General features: G+C 52.5%; 22 protein-coding genes and 1 pseudogene. 13 read left to right on the forward strand and 10 right to left on the reverse strand.

All coding sequences use genetic code 11. The features are described from left to right. Nucleotide 1: 1 nt before the first annotated feature. The 11 genes from ACYVRZ_RS11770 (at nucleotide 2) to ACYVRZ_RS11820 (ending at nucleotide 10,978) form a co-directional block, all read left to right on the forward strand. Nucleotides 2-331 (forward strand): hypothetical protein, encoded by a 330-nt coding sequence (locus ACYVRZ_RS11770; RefSeq protein ID WP_125706245.1) that lies wholly within the window; start codon nucleotides 2-4, stop codon nucleotides 329-331. After that, entirely contained in the window at nucleotides 321-911 is a 591-nt protein-coding gene (locus ACYVRZ_RS11775) for a hypothetical protein (RefSeq protein ID WP_054663338.1), read from the forward strand. Before ACYVRZ_RS11770 ends, ACYVRZ_RS11775 begins: the two co-directional genes overlap by 11 nt. After that, a complete protein-coding gene (locus tag ACYVRZ_RS11780; protein WP_125706247.1) occupies nucleotides 898-2,805 on the forward strand; it encodes a VirB4 family type IV secretion system protein in 1,908 nt (635 codons plus the stop codon). The genes ACYVRZ_RS11775 and ACYVRZ_RS11780 overlap by 14 nt, the downstream gene beginning before the upstream one ends. Before the next feature lie 2 nt (nucleotides 2,806-2,807). Beyond that, a complete protein-coding gene (locus ACYVRZ_RS11785) occupies nucleotides 2,808-3,878 on the forward strand; it encodes a C40 family peptidase (protein WP_461227082.1) in 1,071 nt (356 codons plus the stop codon). Nucleotides 3,879-3,892: 14 nt separating this feature from the next. Then, nucleotides 3,893-4,513, forward strand: coding sequence for a hypothetical protein (locus tag ACYVRZ_RS11790; protein ID WP_461227084.1), 621 nt, complete (start codon nucleotides 3,893-3,895; stop codon nucleotides 4,511-4,513). A 15-nt stretch (nucleotides 4,514-4,528) separates the two neighbouring features. Beyond that, nucleotides 4,529-5,344 carry an ABC transporter ATP-binding protein gene (locus tag ACYVRZ_RS11795; protein WP_125706254.1) on the forward strand — a complete coding sequence of 272 codons (816 nt, stop codon included), beginning with the start codon at nucleotides 4,529-4,531 and terminating at the stop codon, nucleotides 5,342-5,344. 311 nt (nucleotides 5,345-5,655) lie between these two features. Next, nucleotides 5,656-5,910: a hypothetical protein gene (locus ACYVRZ_RS11800; RefSeq protein ID WP_054663354.1), complete on the forward strand. Its 255-nt coding sequence runs from the start codon at nucleotides 5,656-5,658 to the stop codon at nucleotides 5,908-5,910. Further along, nucleotides 5,907-6,350, forward strand: a complete 444-nt coding sequence (locus ACYVRZ_RS11805) for a hypothetical protein (RefSeq protein ID WP_461227086.1) — start codon at nucleotides 5,907-5,909, stop codon at nucleotides 6,348-6,350. Before ACYVRZ_RS11800 ends, ACYVRZ_RS11805 begins: the two co-directional genes overlap by 4 nt. Then, nucleotides 6,343-7,599: a MobP2 family relaxase gene (gene mobP2 / locus ACYVRZ_RS11810; RefSeq protein WP_225049389.1), complete on the forward strand. Its 1,257-nt coding sequence runs from the start codon at nucleotides 6,343-6,345 to the stop codon at nucleotides 7,597-7,599. Before ACYVRZ_RS11805 ends, mobP2 begins: the two co-directional genes overlap by 8 nt. A gap of 51 nt (nucleotides 7,600-7,650) precedes the next feature. Further along, nucleotides 7,651-10,098 carry a DUF3991 domain-containing protein gene (locus ACYVRZ_RS11815; protein ID WP_461227089.1) on the forward strand — a complete coding sequence of 816 codons (2,448 nt, stop codon included), beginning with the start codon at nucleotides 7,651-7,653 and terminating at the stop codon, nucleotides 10,096-10,098. Nucleotides 10,099-10,111: 13 nt separating this feature from the next. Continuing rightward, a complete protein-coding gene (locus tag ACYVRZ_RS11820; protein WP_461227091.1) occupies nucleotides 10,112-10,978 on the forward strand; it encodes a DNA/RNA non-specific endonuclease in 867 nt (288 codons plus the stop codon). Between the two features lie 184 nt (nucleotides 10,979-11,162). On the opposite strand, the gene ACYVRZ_RS11825 is transcribed toward ACYVRZ_RS11820, so the two are convergent. From ACYVRZ_RS11825 to ACYVRZ_RS11840, 4 genes are all read right to left on the reverse strand, one after another. Further along, nucleotides 11,163-11,549, reverse strand: coding sequence for a type II toxin-antitoxin system PemK/MazF family toxin (locus ACYVRZ_RS11825; protein WP_054663366.1), 387 nt, complete (start codon nucleotides 11,547-11,549; stop codon nucleotides 11,163-11,165). Continuing rightward, nucleotides 11,536-11,760, reverse strand: a complete 225-nt coding sequence (mazE, locus tag ACYVRZ_RS11830; RefSeq protein WP_054663376.1) for a type II toxin-antitoxin system PemI/MazE family antitoxin — start codon at nucleotides 11,758-11,760, stop codon at nucleotides 11,536-11,538. The genes ACYVRZ_RS11825 and mazE overlap by 14 nt, the downstream gene beginning before the upstream one ends. Nucleotides 11,761-11,888: 128 nt before the next feature. Next, nucleotides 11,889-12,239 (reverse strand): hypothetical protein, encoded by a 351-nt coding sequence (locus ACYVRZ_RS11835; RefSeq protein ID WP_054663369.1) that lies wholly within the window; start codon nucleotides 12,237-12,239, stop codon nucleotides 11,889-11,891. Nucleotides 12,240-12,251: 12 nt separating this feature from the next. After that, nucleotides 12,252-12,503, reverse strand: coding sequence for a hypothetical protein (locus tag ACYVRZ_RS11840; RefSeq protein ID WP_054663372.1), 252 nt, complete (start codon nucleotides 12,501-12,503; stop codon nucleotides 12,252-12,254). A gap of 675 nt (nucleotides 12,504-13,178) precedes the next feature. On the opposite strand from ACYVRZ_RS11840, the gene ACYVRZ_RS11845 reads away from it, so the two are divergent. Beyond that, complete coding sequence (locus tag ACYVRZ_RS11845; RefSeq protein ID WP_257793773.1) at nucleotides 13,179-13,313, forward strand: hypothetical protein; 135 nt, start codon at nucleotides 13,179-13,181, stop codon at nucleotides 13,311-13,313. A gap of 181 nt (nucleotides 13,314-13,494) precedes the next feature. Here the strand turns inward: ACYVRZ_RS11845 and ACYVRZ_RS11850 are convergent, their stop codons facing one another. The 6 genes from ACYVRZ_RS11850 to ACYVRZ_RS11875 all read right to left on the reverse strand — a co-directional run bounded on the left by ACYVRZ_RS11850 (nucleotide 13,495) and on the right by ACYVRZ_RS11875 (nucleotide 17,794). After that, nucleotides 13,495-14,361: a hypothetical protein gene (locus ACYVRZ_RS11850; RefSeq protein WP_125706265.1), complete on the reverse strand. Its 867-nt coding sequence runs from the start codon at nucleotides 14,359-14,361 to the stop codon at nucleotides 13,495-13,497. Between the two features lie 6 nt (nucleotides 14,362-14,367). Beyond that, a complete protein-coding gene (locus ACYVRZ_RS11855) occupies nucleotides 14,368-14,763 on the reverse strand; it encodes a hypothetical protein (protein ID WP_461227096.1) in 396 nt (131 codons plus the stop codon). 237 nt (nucleotides 14,764-15,000) lie between these two features. Then, a complete protein-coding gene (locus ACYVRZ_RS11860) occupies nucleotides 15,001-15,255 on the reverse strand; it encodes a JAB domain-containing protein (protein WP_461227098.1) in 255 nt (84 codons plus the stop codon). Nucleotides 15,256-15,258: 3 nt separating this feature from the next. Next, entirely contained in the window at nucleotides 15,259-15,468 is a 210-nt protein-coding gene (locus ACYVRZ_RS11865; protein WP_461227100.1) for a hypothetical protein, read from the reverse strand. A 490-nt stretch (nucleotides 15,469-15,958) separates the two neighbouring features. After that, the gene (locus tag ACYVRZ_RS11870) at nucleotides 15,959-16,567 is read right to left on the reverse strand and encodes a recombinase family protein (protein ID WP_054664864.1); all 609 of its coding nucleotides are present in this window, start codon (nucleotides 16,565-16,567) and stop codon (nucleotides 15,959-15,961) included. Nucleotides 16,568-16,810: 243 nt separating this feature from the next. Further along, a complete protein-coding gene (locus ACYVRZ_RS11875) occupies nucleotides 16,811-17,794 on the reverse strand; it encodes a hypothetical protein (protein ID WP_461227102.1) in 984 nt (327 codons plus the stop codon). Between the two features lie 412 nt (nucleotides 17,795-18,206). On the opposite strand from ACYVRZ_RS11875, the pseudogene ACYVRZ_RS11880 reads away from it, so the two are divergent. Next, nucleotides 18,207-18,462 (forward strand): annotated as a pseudogene (locus ACYVRZ_RS11880) (IS6 family transposase); the annotation flags it as partial.

The following is an 18,462-nucleotide window of genomic DNA, read 5'->3' on the forward strand; positions in this document are numbered from 1 at the left end:
TATGTACCATCAAGTTCAGTTCTCAAAGAAGATCAACATTAAGAACCAGTACAGCAGCCACCTCACAATTACCGACTTCTTCGTGATTCTTGCTGCGGCTGGGGTTCCATGGCTGGCCTTCTCGCATCTCTTTCCTGCGGTGCTTCAGCTACTTCCGGCGGTGTTAGGGGCGGGAATCTCGTATATCCTAGTTTCGCCGTCAGGGATTCCAGAGAAGAAAACCTACCAGGTCATCTGGCAGGTATTGCGTAAGCCGCGCCGGGTCTACCACAGTATTGATAACCCGCGGTGGCGTCTACTATTTAGAGAGGGGGAGAAACATGGCCTTTGATGCTGTATCTGTTCGCAAGCAAAAGCAAGACAAACAGTCAGCTGCGATTGCAGATAAAAAGACGAAGGTGACGGCGATATTCCCCGTTACCGGTATTACGGAGAAAGGGTATCTCACCCTACACGCCGGTATTTCAGACTATTATGCGGAGGTGTTCAAGCCTAAGAAATATGACCTAGATCGCGTGACGCTTGAAGAGGCTGATCAGATTGAGGCCGGATCCTGGGAGTTTATGCGCCAATATTCTGCTTCGGTGAAAGAGGTCTTCCTCAACTTCCCGGAATCCAACAAGACTCAGCAGCATTACTTTCGGCATCTGATCGAGACCACTCGCGACCCGTTCCGTTTGGAGATGCTGCAAAGAGAATTGCTCAACATGCAGTATCTTGAGAGTCACTATCGCAAGCTCTCAAGCTGGATCTGGGTATTTGGAGACACTGTGCCAGAGCTTGAGCGACACATTGAATCAGCCTTGCAGTACAGCAGCATCTACGGTTTTGAACCGACAACCACGGTAGAGAAGCAGACCATGCTGCACTTAATGAATAATCCGGGGGTGATTGCACATGAAGAAGAATAAAGGACTGGATGACTCGTTTGTTTACCGCATTCAGCCGCAAGGGGGCATAGACACCCGCAATGAATACTACACGCGTCTAGGAAACGTCTACCTGGCCTGCGTACACGTGTATGAAATCCCCGACACGTTCACTGACTTTTGGCTGAAGGAGATTACCAGCATTGCCGGGGTTACCATCACGGTGGACTATTTCACCAATCAAAACCTCAACTACAAGAAGCGCATTGAGGGTTCAGTAACTGAGCTTGAGGTGCAGCGCTCCCATGCCAATACGACAACGGAACGCGACTTGATTGACCAGGAGCTAGACCCATTGCGTGACCTGAGCATTGCGCTCAACAAGCAAGGTGAGGTGATCAAGCAGGTGCATATTAGGGTCTACGTCTACGCTAGCAGTCTTGAAGAATTGAATACCAAGGTCAACCGAGTGATCGGGCGACTCGACAGCAGCGCCTATCAGGGCGCTGTTTTTTTGGACGAGAATGCGGACGAGTACCAGTCGATGTTTCTGCCGATGACGGCGCAGCGTCAGCTCCCCAGTCGCCGCGAAGGGCTCCCATTGAGCGGCCAGGTAATGGGGTTAGGGTTTGCCCACAACCAAACTAGCCTGGACGATCCGTATGGGTCGTACTTTGGCTATACGCCTACTGGCGGCACCGTGTACTGGGATATGTTCCGAGTCAGCCAGCAGCGGACGTACTACAACACGTTCCTGAGTGGCGACTTGGGCTCAGGCAAATCGACGTCGATCAAAAAGATGCTTTGGGAGCGGGCAATCCGCGGGGATATGGTGCGTGTCTTTGACCGCTCTGGTGAGTTTGCCGACCTGGTTCACCGCTTCCGAGGCACCGTAATCAATTTGGATGGGAGCCAAGGCCGGATTAACATGTTCCAAGTTTATCCTACCGCGGTTGATGAAAAGACCGCTGACGTGGACGTGACGGCTTCCTACCGGGCCCATATTGGTAACCTCTCGATTAAGTACCGGTTGGTTGATAGCGACGCTGACGCACGGACGGCAAGTGTATTTGGCACGCTTTGCGATCAATACTACAAGTCTAACGGCTATTTGGATAAAGGGGCCAAGCCAATTACTAGTTTAGCCAGCGAGGACTATCCGACGTTGAGCGATATTGTCGCCTACATTGAGGAACGTCGCCGTGATGAACCGGATGACCAAATGTCTAAGTATTACAACACGATTCTATTGACGCTTCGCCGCCTGGCGACGATGTATGGCCAGCTCTTTGATGGGTATTCGTCACTGCCACCGCTTCAAGATGTGCAGTTGGTCTCGTATCAGCTTGATACGATTGATCAGATGGAAGAAGGAATCCAAGACCTGGCCATCTACAACGCCATCATGGACTCCTACAACAACTGCATGGCCGTGGGGCGTCGCGAGAAGAAAGCCTATGACCATCGCGAAAAGTCACTGGAGGATGTTCAGCACTGGCTGATTATTGTCGATGAATGTCACACGATTTTGAACACTGATAAAGCCTTCGCGGCCGATTTCTTCGTCAAGCTGATGTCTGAAGACCGCAAGATGTTTGGCGCAATCGTACTAGCGACGCAGCGCCTGGAGCGCATGTTCCCGAACGGCAGCAATGTCTCTGATCGGGATATGGTCAAGGCGGTCAACTCCCTCAATCAGATCTATTCTCTATGCCAATACAAGGTGCTTTTGAAGCACGACGTTTCCACCATTCAAACGGCAAAGAACCCTGGGATTCTACGCCGTCTGTTCGGCGGCATTATGACTGAGCAAGACTTTGCGACCATTCCCAACTTTGACAAAGGAGAGTGTTATCTACTGACGGGGCCGAGCAAGCTGCACATGCAGTTCCAGGTCACAGATGATGAACTGCGGGTCTTTGCAGGGGGTGCTTGATTATGGAGCAATCCACAGCAATGCGCCGCATTTGGGTCGGATGGCGCTGGCGTAAATGGCTAGTGCCACTTGGCCTGGGTGCGGCGGTTTTTCTCCTGGGGCTGTCGCTGATGATTGGCATTCTCGCCAGTGTCGATGCGTATATGGGTCGAGAGGCTGAAGACGTGGCTGCTGACGCTGGGAGCGGCGGCTTGCTGACCAACATGGCTTTCGACGCGGCGGTATTTCATGCTGCCTGGGATAAAGGGTTCGGGCATGGCGTGCTGGCTAACCAGGAACAGTACACTATTGCCGCAGCGCAAAATGCAGGCGTCAATCCGGCGCTTTTTGCCGCCATCATGGCTAACGAGTCTGGCTGGGGCACCAGCCGTGCTGTCCGCGTAGACAACAATCCCAGTGGTCAGATGAGTGGTAACCAGGTGATTCACTTTAGCAGCATTGAGGCGGGTATCGACGGCACCGCAGCCACGCTTCACAACCTGGTCGTTGTGCGTGGGCTGAGCACTCTGACTGCTCTCCAACAAGCCTATGCACCAGTTGGGGCTGGCAACGATCCCGGAAATCTGAACTCCGGCTGGTTATCGGCCGTGACCTCTATCATTAAACAATTCATGACCCCGGCGGACGCAGATGCGCTGCTCACCGGCAAGGGAGCGAGCAACGCTAACGTCAAGATTATGGGAGACAAGATGAGCTACTTTGATCAAGCTTACGCCGCAGCAAGCGCACAGCTCGGCAAGCCTTACGTCTTTGGCGCGAACGTCTCCGGCGCAAACCCGACCGGATTTGATTGTAGTGGCCTGGTACAATGGGCGCTACGGAAGGCCGGAATTTCCTTGCCTCGTACCGCTCAGGATCAGTACGATGCCACCAAGCGGTTAAGCAAGAGTGAGGTGAAGGCCGGTGATCTGATATTCTTTGAGCACACGTATTCTGGGCCGCGTATCACCCACGTTGGTATCGTGCTTTCAAGTACGCAAATGATCAACGCAGCGGGCAGTAATGTTAATATTGCTACCTACACATCGTCATACTGGCAAGCACACTTTGCCGGCTTTGGCAGAGTCAAATAAGGAGGAGTTAGGAAATGGCAAATGGGAAAATCGTATTTGGGTTAGCAACCTGGGCAGTACTAGCCACCGGCGCAGCCGGGTTCGGATGGTACCAGGTTCATCAGGAAGCCTTAAAACCGCGCACCAATGTTGTGGTGAATAAAGGCGCTGGCAAGACGACGACCACGACGTCAACGCCGCAGGATTCCGGCACCTCGCAAGCTGAAAAAGCGGACGCAAAAGAGCTTGCCTCTTTGAAGGCAAGCAACGACACAATCACCAAACGCGCGAAGGCTTTCGTCACATTGCACACACAATTCTATGAGAATGCACGTAAGCAACACGACGATATTGAGGCCATCTCAACGAAGAAGATTGCCGACGACCTCGTGGTCGTTCCGACCGGCGGCATGGCCGCTGACAACTTCCGTTGGAGCACGACCTGGTACAACCGAGACGTGCAGATTCAGCCGGGAAACGGCAATGAACGCCAGGCAACTGTCCGGGTGGTATTCGATTTGAGCGGAGCCGGGAACACGAATCCACAGAAGCAGGACATCCTCTATCGCCTCACTTTTAAGGACGAGAAAATTACCGAGTGGAGTGAGTATGTTTACGCAGAAATGGAGCCTGGCGTGTCTATGAACCAACAGTAGAAGGGAGGAGAAGTGTTGAGTGCTTTTAGTTCAACAATCACGATGAGGCCACAGAATCGGGCCGAGAAAAAGTTCATCTATCTCCTCGCAGGAATCATCGTCGTTGTCGCCACTGCCTTTGCAGTGGCTTTTTTATTTCCCAAAAGCAGCACAGCAAGTGGCGTAAAACCAGATCAGTCTTTTACCCAAGGCGACAACCAATTCACTTTCGCTGGGGCGTCACGCTACGCCAACAAAACGACGTATCAGTTGAACCTCTATGTGAAGGATAACCAGATTGATCCGCTGCAACCAATCACCGCAAACGTGCGCACTCGTAGTGCTGGTAATGGCGAAAAGCTACCAGCAAAACTGGTTCAGGTAAGCGAAGATTTCTACGCCTTGGTCGTGAAGAATGTACCTGATAAGCAGACGAGTCTGTACGTTGCCATTGGCACAAACAAGCAACTGAACGGCGGCCTTTCCATGTCATCTTCTCAGCCAATCAGTATCCAAAAGGTGACTCTTTCTGATCATAGTTCGACACCATCGAGTCGCGCATTGGAGCAGGAATACTTCACCTACATGGTTCATTTCTACGGCAAGCGCATCACTACCTACCGTCAGAAAGTGAAGGACGCTGACGCCAATATCGCAACGCTCAAGGCTACTTTGAAGAAGCAGAAAGCGTCGCTTTCCGTTCAAACCGGATCGCAAAAGGCCGCAACAAAACAGAAGATTTCGGACACCGAAACCTCGCTAAAGACGCAGAAAACCGAACGGGCATCTGCACAAAAATCAATTAAATCTGCACGCATTGCGCGCGAAAAGTACCAGAAGCAGTTGGAATAGCATGAAAATCCCCGTGGGTTTTTCATGGGTTATCGTGGGCCTTGCTGAAAATGCGTGGGCATAGGCCCTTGAATCGTGGATTTAGGTGTTTTGGGTCCGTGGGCGTAGCGGGCTATAACGTGGGTTTTAGGGCCTAATTCCGCTATCACCCAGAATCAACCCGCACTGCGGGTTCTATCACAATGTGATAGCAGATTTCTATTATGCTCTTTCAAATGGCTTGGGCTTTTCGCCCCAGCCAGACCTTTGAACCGCCCCGCCGCAAGCGGCAGTAGAAAACAGTGCACCCTTATATGGAAGGAGGAGGCAACGTGGCAACTACAATCATTCGCAACATTCGTAGTGCAGATCTAGCGGTCATCGACGACGCTGCGTCAAAAAAAGGAGTCTCAAGAGAGCAATTCCTGAGACAACTGATCCACACCTCGGCGTCGCAATATTTCAGCGATCACGACAAGGAAAGCCTGGAGGAAACGTTGCGCAAAGCCGAAACGGTGATTGCGGAATCGACAAAAGCCATTAACAGTTTCGTCGCTGTTCTTGGCAACAAACAGGAGGGGCTATGACAAAAGTTCGTAAGCACATCGTGCTTGAGGACACCTCCAAGAATGGGTTGTCTTGGGAGTGGCTAGCCGACTACATGAAGGAAAATGGCATCCGTACGCTTGGTGATGGACTGCAACATCTCTTTATAGAATATCGGCAACTGCAACGGCAGGTTGCTGGTCAAGAGAACCTTGCAAAAGCAATCGCCAAGGAGGTTAAACCTCAGCTTGATCCAATTCGTATTCGGACGGGTTATGTCGATAAGAACGTGCGGGTGCTCACCAATTTACTCAACTCGTATTTGATTATCAGTGGCATGGAAGACGCGATTCCGGTGACCGATGTTATGGCGGAATCTATTACCGCAACACAGAAGCAGGTCGCAGATCAGATCCATGCTTACCAGGTCGCACGTAAGGATAAGCTAACGAGATCGACGCGGGGTGATGGTGATGAGTAAGTCACCTGGCATCGTGACCGTAATGAAATTTGTCCCAGCACCCGACAAGAAGTTCAGCGGTTACGTGAACTACATGGATAGGCCGGACGCAATGCGCGGTGATCACTTCAAGGACTGGAACGTTAACCGTTTCGACGGCTACAACCATTACATGAATAACCCAGAAAAGAGCAAAGGGCTGTTCACGGCAGGTAAGGATTCTTTAACGCAGGAGGAACGCACCGAGCTGAAACGACAGTTTGCGCTCGCACAGAAAAACGGCTCGCTAATGTGGCAAACTGTAGTGAGTTTCGATAACCGGTTTCTCGCAGACCACGGGCTTTATAATCTGCAAAGCAAGCAGCTCGACCAGGAGAAAATACAACAGACAATTCGTAATGGCATGAGTGGTCTTCTAATCAATGAAGGTTTAGCCAACACGGCGGTGTGGTCAGCATCAATTCACCTTAATACCGACAACATTCACGTGCATATTGCTTTTGTTGAACCCGAACCAACCCGCCAGAGTATCATGATTCATGATTCCGAGGGGCAGGCAAAAGAAGCGGCAAACGGAATGATTAAGCGCTCGACAATTTCCACCTTTAAGTCGTCAATCGCAAATGAGTTAATCAACCGGGATCAATCGCTTGCTCGCCTTTCCAGCCTGATCCGTAACGAACTTCCGCAGCATGACTATGACTGGGGGAAGCTCCCGAACTTTGACTTGCTGCGGTTGTACCAACAGATCTACAAGGCGCTTCCCGACGACAAGCGAAAATGGAAGTACAACATGAACGCACTTCAGGAAGTCCGGCCGCTACTAGACGCTTTTAGCTCAAAATTCATGCAGCGGTATCACGGAAGCAAGCTGCAAGAGTTTGATCAGGCACTGAAGGCTGAGACGGATTTTCGCGAGGCACTGTATGGTTCTGGTCAAGAAGGCAAGGAGGCTGGACGGGCCAAGGACTATGAACACGGTAAGTACGACGAGCTGTACGCCAGGATGGGCAACTCGATCCTGAGCGAGATGAGAAAGACAGACGACGCGGTTTATAGGAAGGATCATCCGAACGGGTTCTCCTACCACAAGGCCCAGCGTGGCCAGCCGAACCAGGGCATCTTCCAAGCCTTGTCGTCAATCCGCCGGGCTCTTTCCGGCGACATGAAGGCGCGTGCGAAAGCACAACGCGACTATGAACGAATGCAGGATGAAAAAGAAGCTGACCACCAGCGTCAGCAGAATCAGGGCTATGGCCCTGAACGATGATCGCAGCCAATCAGGTTGCGATTTTTTTGTGCTCAAAAGGAGGAATGACAGATGGCAACAGAAGCAACGATTGCACCGGTCACTGATGATCAAATTCTCAAATACTTGGCCGATATTGGCGATGAACTGACGACTAACCCGCGTGAAGGCATCTTTTTTTTGCGCAACGGCAGTATCATCAGTGGTCAATATAAAATGGGAACCCGTGGCGTCGATCACAACGACCTTCTTGGCCTTTTCCCAGGGCTGGATGTAACCGACGGGCACGTTGAACCATGGGGCCAGGTTCATGCCGCGACGGGCGTTGTACGCCTGGTCGCTGAGTCTGGAAAGGCACTGGTCATGGAAGGCCAGGATCTGACCGCAGCGCAGCGGAAGGTCGTACGTGATGGCAGTTATGAAGTGGTGGCGGCTACGCCAGCCGTCACCCTTGCACCAGCATCCAATCAGTCGCAGCCTCAACATTCAGAACAAAGAGACCCGGCATCAATCGTACCGGAGGTACCACACGCGGCGACAGGGAACCTGGATGAAATCATGATTAAATCTGATCAGGCCAGCGCATGGTGGTTCAAACAGCTTCGCGAACACGCCGGGCAAGCACTCAAGATTACCCAGGTAGACGCTAATGGTGAAGAGCGATTGTATGCAACACTGACGAAGAGTAGCCGCCCAGATGTAGATTTACAACTGACCAGTTTTGCTAAGGACGGCGGGCCACAGAGCCACCTGGAATTTAGCCAAAACACGCTGAAGGAATGGGAAAACAACCCGTTGCTGAGTGAGTTGCCGCATTCCTCGCCGGACACGCACTACCTGGCTAGCTGGGAAGAACAGACGGTAGAAAAAGCAAAACCAAAGTCCGCTAACAAGGGCATCACGGAGAAGATGATCTTGCATGCCAAGGCAGTTTCCATCCTTGATGTTGCCGCCAAGAATGGCGTGAACTTGGTACATGACGGAGGTGATTATTGGTCTTGGGATCAGCACGATTCACTGAAAGTGAATGCCCGAAAGAACCAATTCATTTGGAACAGCCGCCAGGTAGGGGGGTCAACCATCGACTTCATGATGAAGGTTGTCGGCGTCGATAACTTCCAAAAGGCAGTGACCGCATTAAACGACGACAGTCTCTCCACCACCAAAGTGGCTGCTGAAGACCGGCAACCGTTTAAGTACGACATTCAAAACTCTCAAGATTTCACCAAGGCTCGCGATTACCTAACGCTGGCACGCGGTCTAAATCCCTCGATTGTGGATCAGCTTCACCAGCGCGGCTTCATTCAACAGGACAGCAAGGGCAACGCGGTGTTTGTCTGGGCACATGATGGTGAGCGCGTTGGCGCTTCGATTCAGGGAACGACGATCGACAAGAAACGCAACGGCCCACGCGGTACCTTCAAGCAGATTGCTAAGAACTCAGAGCAGGACTACGGTTTCAACTTCTCCATCGGTCGGCCGAAACAACTGTACGTCTTTGAGTCGCCAATCGACGCGTTATCGTACTTGAGTCTGCACCCGCAAACAAAGGACACGATGTTCTTTGCGATGGATGGACTAAAGCCGCAGACCGTCACAAAAGCAATGGCATACTTTCATTCCCGCACTGGCGCCGTTCCCGAACGGGTCGGCTTTGGTGTAGACAATGACCCAGCCGGGCACCGCTTCTTTGATGAGATGATCAACAAACACGCTTTTGTGAACGTCAAAACCGGGGAGACCCTTCCATACGGGCACTTCATGGTTGATAACCTGGCAATTCCACAGGAACGCCTAAAGGTTCTGCAACAGCAGGCCGCCACCGCTGGTGTTCCATGGGAGCCGCTCGCCGCACTGGATAAAGTAGAAACCAACTTTCATGACGACAAGGAGGTCAACAACTGGTTTGGCCTGAAAGGCGGTTTCACTCACAGCGACGGAATGGCGGCCGGTGAAGCATATGAAGAGCGTACTGGCCAGCTGGCCGGTCTCATGCACGACCTGACCGGCCAAAATGGTCTGGATTATCAGGCGCTGGTCAAGCGCCTGGATCCGGCCCTCGATCCAACCATGCAACATGCAGTGATCACCAAGATAAAGTCATATGCTGGGCAGTACGAAAGGCTGGGCGTGAAACCGGTAAGGTATGAGATCAAAGATTGGAACGACCGACTGAAGCAGGTGCAAAACGAGAGCGGGTTTCCCACCCGCGTAATCGACCGGATTTATGCCAAGAAGGACGAAGAGAACGCACTGAAGGTGATTCAAGAACGGAACCAAGATGGTGACAATCGCTTAAAAGCGGTACAGGCGAATCAGCTCAATAAGGGTCTGTTTGAGGCTGACTCACCGCAGGAGATGGCCTACCTGATCAAGACCTATGGTTATAGCGCCGTTGATAAAGAAGACGAGCGAAAGTACCAGCAAGCACCAGGCGTCAAGGCAGAGGCATCGCAAAAGCAAGCTCCGGCATTAGCTCAGCAGCCCGCACAGGCCGCCGCACAAGCAGCCGGACGATAGGGGGCCGGAAACAATGAAGACGAAGTATTTGGGCCGCCTCTTGACCTTGGGTGCGGCCCTGGTCGCACTCAGTGGCTGTAAGGCGGTGGATGGAATATCAAGCCTCCTCCCAGGAGCAACGGTGGAGAACAGTAAGGCCGACAACGCTTTAATCAAGACACCCTTCAGCATTAAAAAGTATCCGCAGAACTACATGGTGGTGAAGGACAACAAACCGGAGTTTGAGGGCGTGTTCGCGCGTACTGTTAGCCGTGACTTGAAGGAGCCTAGCTATATCACAGCGACGACTGATTACTCGACTCTTGATCGCGCCGGGAGAACCCAGGGCGTGACGGCAATCGTTACCTATCAGTCGATGATGTTTCACAACAGTAGTGTTGTCAGCCGGCCCGCCTTCCCAGAAGAAACGCGAGTTTCTGGCGAGTATTTGCATGCCAAATACACGGCAACGAAAGCCTCAGTAGAGAAGGGGTGGCATGGCGGCATCAATAACAACCGCATTGTGCAACTCACGGGGTACCGGGGATACTTGTACAACAAGTCGCACCTGGTCGCCTGGTCACTCAATGGAGACATGCAAACCCACAACGTGATTCTTGGCACGCGGGCGCAAAATGTGGGCACCAACGACATGCGTAACCCTGGCGGCATGGCTTATCCTGAGACTCTCACACGAAATTACCTGCAAGCGCACCAGGACGAAGCGGTCGCATACCAGGCCATACCCATATATAGTGGATCGGAGTTGGTACCGCGTGGCGTACACGTGATTGTGCAGTCCCTCAAAAATCCGAACGGTCTGCGCCTGAACCTCTGGGTCTTTAACCAGCAGGCGGGCGTTAAAATCAACTATAAGACTGGGCAATTCAGCCTAAAATGATGACGACACCTGTTTACGCATGGTGAATGATTATGCTTCAAAATTGCATTAGTTCCGTCGCCGACGCGGGCGGCGGGGCTATTTTTTTGCCCTATTTTGAGGCCGTTGCCGCATAGTTGTTCGCCGTCTCGCACAAAAACGCGTCAGAATCGCCTCTGACGACACCAAAAAAGGCTGATATTAGTCAGCCTTTGACTGAGCCACGCTTCCGGGGTTCAGTAGCATTGATTACGTCGTTGATTGTTTGTAACGCTTGCGCCAGCGTGTCGGTTGCAACGGTCTCGATCCGCTCAAATCGCCGACGACGGAAATCAAACGTATGAAATTGAAGCGGGTTGATGTACCCTTCCGTTTTCTTCTGGTGAAGTGGAATGAGCAGTCCGGTGTCTCTGAATCGGTTGCTGTCTGCATGAGTAATCGGGCACACGACCGCAAGGCCCGTTAATTTTGCGTACTGGGCATTGCTGACGACTAGGGCTGGTCGGCGCTTCTGAATCTCCTTGCCAGCACTGGGGTCAAAACTGGCACTCACGATGTCGCCTTTGTGCGGAATGTACTCAGTCCCACTCACTATCCAGCACCTCCTGGTCACCCAGTACGTCGTTTTGCTTGAGGTCTGCTTTGAACCATTCACCTTCAAATGGGTTGCGGTGCTTTGGGGTAAAAACGATGGCTCCGTCGGCTTTACGTTGCACGTCAAATTCCTGTCCTTCTTCGACGCGAAGTTCCTTTGGTACTGTCAGCGTCACAGAGTTTCCAACTGATCTGGCTTTGACTGTCATTCTGAATCGCCCCTCTCGTATACACGTAGTATACACCTCGGCGGGTTTTCTGTCCATTATATCCTTCGGGGAACACGTTCAATCGTCATTAGCGCATAGAAAAAAGCCGCCTCAACGGCGGCATCCTATTATTGTGCTTCCCAGAAAAAGTTGGCTGGCAGGTACTCGTCTCTCTCAACCTCGTTGAGTGCGTCCCACTCTGAAGCGGCCTTTCGCAAGATTCGTTTGATTTCCCGGCCTTCGTCCGCCACCATCTCTGCTTGCCACTGTGCAGTCGCCTGATTAGCGCCGGGGTCGGTAGACTCAGTGGCTGAAGTAAACGACAAGTCTTGAACAATACCATTGAAGATGACCTCTTCAGTTGAGGTTAGGCCTTGGTCAACGACGATGTTGTAGAACTCAGCATCAAGCAGATTCCCTAAACTTTCATCTTCGCCGTTATACGCTTCTACCAGCTTTGCAAAGGTTGCGATTTCCATTTTGGTTGCCTCCTAAAATGTCGAAACGTGAGCATCTTCGATTGCGTCAAGGATTTGGGTGTAATCAGATTTAGTTGATTGCTCATAGATTCTTGAGGAATAAGGTGATGTGACCGTGACCTGAACGCTGTCTTCTTTTTCAACGGTGCTGACGGCCACCAGTCCGAACACGTATAGCCCGCATCCATCGCCGCCGAACGTCTCGCCTTCCTCACCATAATCCGCTGTGGCCATCACGCTGTAAAAATCTGCTAGTGTTCTCATGTTTGCCCTCCTTGGCTTTTGCCCGACCTTCTACTGCGCATTTGCGCCTTTCGTTGACTCTCAACGTCGTAGCCGTAACACCGGGTTCCTGGAGCAAGCAAGGGTGGGCTGAGCGCAAAAAGTTTTGCCGGGCTTGCAAAAGTTTTTCGCCCCTTGCTGGCGGAAGGGTTCCGGTGTAGCCGCGCAGCGGCGGTAGGCGGAGCGTGAGAACCAATGAAAGGCGCCAGGTCTTGCTGGCAGATCGCCAGGCGCTGCACAGCAGCGCAAGCCTTTGAAACTACCCGTTCTTGGTAGTTTCAGGCCGCCGCGCGGCCGAGGGAGCTTCTGGAGGCGACAAACGAGTGCGGCTGGGTTTTGCCGTACCGTTTACTATGCTGCATCCTTTTGATCGTTCGCTTCGTGATCTGTGTTGCCCGGAGGGCGTGAGGGGGCGTGGCCCCCGCCCTCCCAGCCGGGACGGCCGCCGCACTGCTCCCTCGGCCGCGCGGCGGCTACCCGGTGAGATGGCAATCAAATACCGTCAAACGCTTGTGGCTCTAAGCATTTGACGGCATCTGTGATCTAATATAGGAAGCAGAAAAGTTAATGAGCGGTGGTATCTTCATATTCGGGAGAAGGTGAGGCTTATGGGCGTAAGGTTCATAACCTTTAATTCCAACGGAAGGAGGTACGGGTTTGCTTTTGATTGGCGCTTTGGCGACAATCACGGCCTTTGTCAGTGCGCTAGCTCTGCTTGTCCTCGCGGTAACGCGATTGGTCAATGCAGTGCGCAAGCTGATGAAAGCAACCGGCTTCGGCCGGAAAAAATGAGCAAACTAAAAGCCGCTTCAACTTTGGCGAGAGGTCGCGGCTTTAGTTTGTGACTTTTGTACCACCGTTCTTTAAACGGCTTCTGCTGTGGAAGGGCACTCCTTGTGGGGTGCCTTTTCGCTTGTCTATATTATAACACGGTCTCAATGTGAAGGAAACGGGCCAGCTCCCGCTGGGCCTCTTACGCCACTTGATACACGCCGCGTGTGACACGTTCAAAATAGCGTTCGTCCTGCACCACCTGTCGGGCCTTTGCTTGCCAGTTAGGGTTTCCTTGCGCCTTGGCAGTCTTGGCCAAGGCGTCGTATAGGTCGGCCAGCTTCGTAACGCCGCGTCCCCTGACAATAGAATAGATGAGGTCCCGCCAAGTTGCGTGTGGCATGTCGGCCATTGTTCGGGTGAAGTCTTTGGTGTACTTGATGTTGACCTGCCAGATTTCGCCCTTTTTGAATACCAACAAGTGCTCGTGCGCGATAGGGACAAACGTCCCGCCGTAGCTCTTCCGCCCGCTAACAGTGTTGAACTGCTCCTTGATGAGGTGACACTCTAGGTCGCCGTACCAAGTCATGTCCTTAATAATCGAGTAGTAGTGGCCTTTCTTGCGAACGTCTCCGACTAGGAAAGCATGTCGTCCGCCCTTGACCAGACTGTCGTATATCTTCTCGTTGATAATGTCTAGCTCCTTGATGAAGTCCGCGTAGGGCATGGCATTTGATAGGTCGTCCGGGTCGTAGGCGCCGCGTTGGGTCGCGTAGTCGATGATGTCCCAGTACGGCGGGTGCGAGAACACAAGGTCTGACTGCACCGGCATGTCGTCCTTGAGCGCGTCCCAGCCGGTCAATAGGTCTAGGTGAACACTGTCAGTGAGGCCAAGGTCGGTAGCTACGTCCTTGCCCGTGCCGCCACCGCTAAAGACCTCCACAAATTTCTTCGGCCGATACGTCTCTAGTAAGTCTTTGATGACGTGGCCTGATACGTTACCTCGGTAACTGCTCTTGCCCCACCGGCCCCGGTCTTGGTAACTTAGAATGCTTGATTTCAATGGCATTTTTGCTCACGCTCCTAACATTGCTTGGTCAAATACCGCTTTCAGGTCGGGGGCCAAAAGTCCGCCGTCGGGCCCGGCCAGCGCCGCTAGCGTGGCCCGATTGACGGCCTCCAGCTCTTGCTGGCTGGCCTTACTAGGGTTGATGCCCAGCTCAATGCACAACAAGGCCGATACGTACCATTCACGGTTTCCCTTGTTGAACTCCACCAGCGTCTTGTAGTAGGCGCTAACCATGCTGACGCTGACGCTATCCGCGACAACCTCCTCTAGCTGTTTGGTGAGGAGCTTCTTGTAGTGCTTCTTGGGCACCACGGTTTCATTCCAGCAGTATGTCATGTCCTGCATAGTCTGGGCCAGCTTGTCGGCCGGTTGCTTCACAACGTCTTCGTATACCGTCTTCATACTGTCCGCCTCCTATCCGATGTAGTCCATGCCGATGAGTACGTGCTCCGGGCTGTCGGCCAGTGCAACGTTCACGCTGTACTCGTCCGGTCGCCGAACGGCTTGTGCAAGAATGCTCCGCTTGCCCGCTCTAAGGGCCTCCTGCTCGTTGTGCGCTGACGTGTCCCGACCAATCGGCCTGCTCACCCAGAATTTGATACCCGCAATAGATGATGTATGATTTCATGATTACCCCTCCTAGGCCATGTGGGCGTCGCTCTTGATTGAGTAGGCGTCTTCTGGCGATACGACCAGACTATCTAACATTTTAATACCCACAACGTTCCCGGCTAGCTCCATGGCTTGCATCTGCTTTCGGTCTGCGTCCGATGGGGTGCAATCACCGCTGGGGTGGTTGTGAGCCATGATGAAGCTCACGGCGTTGCACAACAGCGCTGATTGCAAGATTTCGCGTGGTGCGGCAAGGGCCTTGTTGACTGTGCCAATGAACACGCGTTAGGCGGCGATGACTTGGTTCTTAGTATCTAGATACATTACCAACAGACTCTCGCTGGCATCGTCGCCGATGATTTGTTGAGCCACGTATGTTGCCGTGAGCTCGCCAAGGATAGGAACCCCGGCCCATGACAGCGGTATTTTCGTTTGCACCAGTTTCACAGATGTTACCATAACCGCATTTTGAGTTACTTTGATTGTCGTCTTCATCAGATTACCTCCTGGGCTTCCGGCCCGACCTTCTACTGCGCATTCGCGCTTTTCTTCATCTCTCGACGTCGTAGCCGTAACACCGGGTTCCTGGAACCGGCAAGGGTGGGCTGAGCGCAAAAAGTTTTGCCGGGTTTGCAAAAGTTTTTCGCCCCTTGCCGGTGGAAGGGTTCCGGTGTAGCCGCGAAGCGGCGTTAGGCGTAGCGCGAGAGATGAAGAAAAGCGCGGCGGGCTTCTGGCGGTACGCCAGGCACTGCGAAGCAGGGCAAGCACTGATCACTCCTTCTGGATTCTTGCAAGACCGCAAAACAGCAGTAGGAGACTAAAGTAACCGTGGCGTGCGCAAGGGCCCCCTGGGCGCGCCGCCACATAACGTTGAACAGCCTACACTCGGTTTGTGAGTGCAGGCTGTGGCCTGGCTTGAAGGATCAAAAAAAGAGAACCACCATCCTGGTCTTCTCAACCTGGGCACCGGTTCTCGTTTCTGTAATCAGTCCTTGAGGTGATCTCTCTTGATGATTCGGTAGACAGTACTGCGCGCGACGCCGATTCTTCGCGCAACTTCCTTTGTGGGCACGCCTTCGCCAACAAGCTTCACCAGCTGCTCGTAGGCCAAACGATTCTTGGCGTTCTGAACGTCGGCGGAGTACAAGATTCGGCCACCTTTATACGCGCCGCGTTTCTTAGCTTCGGCGATGCCTTCTTGTTGCCGCTCCAGAATCTTTCTGCGCTCTTCCTCGGCCTGGTATTTGTTCAGCTCCAGGAAAATGTTGATGATCAGGCGGCGCAAGTTAGGTTCCTTGATCTCGCTAAAAGTAGGCAAACTCAAGATGTTCAGCATAGCGCCTTTGCTGTTGATGATCCCGATGACCTGGCTCAGCTCAGCGTTATTGCGACCCAGGCGATCTACGCTAAGCACCGCCACCTCGTCGCCTTCATGGATGTAATCAAGCATCGCCCTGAGCTGCGGCCGCTCCAGGTTTTTGCCGCTTAGCTTGTCGGCAAATACCTTCGTGACGCCCGCCTGGTCAAAGGCGGCAAATTGACGCGCCAAATTTTGATCTGTCGTGCTGACTCGCGCATAACCAACTTTGGCCATTAGTGTCCACCTCTCTGCTTAGCGTGCAAGTCGTGGTTGAGGCCGGCCTGCTGCAAGGCTAGCTCGGTCGCGAGTAGCCGATTGATAAGTTCCGAAGTTCGTTCGCCACTTGTGCTTTTGACCTGGTCTAGCACTAAGCGCTGCTCAGGCGTCATTGTGACCTTAATCTGTGTATTCGTTGCCTTGATTGCCAAAGTTACCCCACCTTTCAGCACAACTTTGGGCCGAGTTGGCCCACTTTGTCTAAATCTCCTCAAGCTCGATGTTGTCTAGGTTCGCGTGCGGGTGATCTTTACGATAAGCCTTGTACGCTTCCGTGCGGTTGAGACCGCGATATTGGCCAGCGGGTTTGCGGTATTCTCGTTCAGTACCATCCTTTTGCGTGCGTCGCGTGACCTTCATTGCCTGGTACTTTCTGGGCTTCAGCACCGGGGCCTGGTCTGTTGGTACATACACAGGTTTGTCTTCTTTGCTTAGCGCCTCATAGGCTGGACGCAGCACTTCTGTTTCCAGCAATGGCGGGTGTCCTTCCTCCCAGGGCTGATCTTCAACCAGAGAAAGATTACCGCTCACCACTTCGGTCTGCCGGGTTGGCCAGTACCCCCGGCCAGCGCCTTCCCATCTAATAATAGGTTCTTCAGAGAACGGGCTGAAGAACTCATTTTCCCGTCGTGTCAGTGCCGCAGCACTGTAACGAACCTTGAACCTTGGCTGATAGCCAAACTGCTTCTCCAGCTCCGCTTCGATTTCAGCGCGTTTCTCCACCGGATAGGCGCGGAATATGCGGCTCTCCGTATGCAGCCTCGGCAGCTTTGATTCCCATTGCCACCAGGCGTCCAGGTGGTCACTTGCAAGCGTTTCGCGTTGGTGCCAATCAAAGCTAAACGGATCCAGCTTGCTTCGGTCTGGTGTTTTGACGAGGAACTTGCCTTCAAAGGAGGCCGTGATAACGTCCGCCGACTCAATCACATCAAAGCCTCGCGGAGGCTGATCATCTGATGAGTGCCCGATAACCCCGGCATACAGATCCAACAGCCGGATCGCCTCTGCCTCACGTTCCTTCAATGCTGCGCGCTGGCTTTGTACCATTTTCTCAACTGCAACGAGATCGTCAGCCGTGGCGTATCGTTGGATGAAGCGCTTGGTTGCACTTCGATCGCTAGCAATCCGGGTCGCTTCTCGGTGAGCTGCGTTCCATTTCTGCTGCTTACTGATTGTTTTCGCCAATGCCTTCACTCCCGTCGTTGTGTTCTGATTAAGCGATTCCGACTATTTACTTCTATTATAGATGGGGTTCTCCGATAAGTACATACACATGTACCGAACCGTGGAAATTTCTTTTTCTTTGATAATACACCCTGGTGGGACACGATAAACGTTAATTTGACGGGTTCCGAAAATGTCCCACCAGGGTATACCCTGGTGGGACTGAGCTTCAGCAGCTGGACGCGGCACTACCGGGCTGCATAATCTTTTGATGAGAAGGCGAAAGAATGAATGAAGTTGCGATCATCACAATCGACGGATCGAAGGTCAGTCACAAGAAATAAAAGACAATGAAATATGAAAACGGTTCTGGTGCAAAGTTTACTCAGGGAGAGTGCATCCTGTATCATGAATTGAAACTGGAGGTTTTCAGATGACTGATCATTTTAAAGGACGGCAATTCAATCAATCAGTGATTACTTTTGCCGTAGGCTACTACTTGCGTTACAACATCAGTTATCGAGATCTAGTTGAAATGATGCGCGACCGTGGTATTTTCGTGCATCACACAACCCTCATGCGTTGGGTACAACATTACTCACCGATTATGCGGGCTCTATGGCGTAAGCGCCATCGGCGCACTTCCAAAAGTTGGCGTATGGATGAGACCTATATCAAGATCAAAGGTC

Source organism: Lacticaseibacillus suihuaensis (assembly GCF_054785075.1).